Source organism: Pseudarthrobacter sp. PH31-O2 (assembly GCF_030063265.1).
Lineage (GTDB): Bacteria > Actinomycetota > Actinomycetes > Actinomycetales > Micrococcaceae > Arthrobacter.
Genome location: NZ_JASIST010000026.1, coordinates 1,368 through 2,744 on the forward strand (window position 1 = coordinate 1,368; position 1,377 = coordinate 2,744).

Consider the following 1,377-nt stretch of genomic DNA (forward strand, 5'->3'; position numbering starts at 1 on the left):
CACCGCGTATTCGCCCGGGATCCTGCGCCTATGGTCGGGGAAGTGGGCGTCGTTGATCGCCGGGCTGCCGGGGCGGGCGCGCCGGTGCCGGGCAACCTCCACCGGGCCACCGCTGCCGTGCTGGACGATGATGACCTGCTCGTCGGCTCCGGCGCCGTGGGCTCGGACGAACACCCGCGCGCCGAGCAGAGACGCCGGAACGGAGTACTGCCCGTTTTCGAAGGTGACCATCGGCGTGTTCTCCGGGACGGTGCGGGAGAGCCCGAACGCGACGGTGTGCGCGGCGTCCGGGATCCGGTGCAACCGCGGCGCCTCCTCGGCCAACATCGCGGCGGGTTTCCGGCGGGTGGCCCGGTGCTCACGGTGGTTGACCTCGTCCATGAACACCTGGCAGGCCGCTTCGATCTCGGCGAACGAAGCGTATTCGGCGCGCAGGTTGGTGTCCTTGGGCACGATGTCGGCCTTGGCGAGCTTCACGGAGGACTCCACGCCGCCCTTGGACGCAGGGTCCGCCGGCTGGCAGGTCAGCACCGTCACCCCGTAGTGGCGGGCGAAGTCGACCGTCTGTTGGTTGCGGACCGGGACCCCGGCGACATGGGAAACGGTGACCGTTTTCTCGTTATCGGTCAGGACGTAGGTCGGGGCGCCGCCCAGGACCCGGAAGCTGCGGTCAAGAGCTGCGAACACGCTCGGCGCCGTCCTGTCCCGCAACGCGATGACGATCCTGAAGCGGGACCATGCCAGCCACGCCACGAACAAAACGGTCTTCTTCCCCTCGATCACGGGGCCGTCGCCGAAGTCGTACTGAAGCCACATGCCCGGCTCCGTGATCCAGGGCCGGTGCACCCGGATGTGGCCAAGACGCCAGGCGGCGCGGACCTGCGCGACGGCCCGGCGGGTTGAGCGTTCCGAGCCCTCGTAGCCGAGGGCGAGGAGTTTATCGTGGGCTTTGTCGGCGCGGATCTTGCCCTTGGAGGCCTCGATCCATTCCTCGATCTTGGGCAGGAACGCGTCCGTGACCCGGCCCCGGTAGACCGGTTCCGCGATCGGCTGGCCGGCGTCGCGGGCAGCGACGTGCCTGGCGACCGTGTGGTGCGAGCAGCCGGTGAGTTCCGCGGCGGCGCGCAACGATCCGGTCAGATCATACGCAGCAAGTATTTCCATGATTTCTCCGTCAAACTTCATTAGGGCCTCTTCCCGGGCGACTTTGGTGCGACTAGACACCGTCATCAAACCCCGGGGAGAGGCTCCCGCCGCTTAAGCAGCAGGGTTCAGTAAGGAAGTGGGCAGATCTCATGGCCACCAACGGGCACTTTTCATGGCCGTCAGTGGGCAGTTCCGTGGCCGCCTATGGGCAGTTTTTCATGGCCGCTAACA

General features: G+C 67.2%; 1 protein-coding gene. It reads right to left on the reverse strand.

What is annotated here, in order from left to right; translation table 11 throughout:
* Window positions 1–1,185: IS21 family transposase (gene istA, locus QMG72_RS17710; protein WP_283481353.1), on the reverse strand; the 1,185-nt coding region annotated here is incomplete at its 3' end.
* Window positions 1,186–1,377 lie beyond the last annotated feature (192 nt).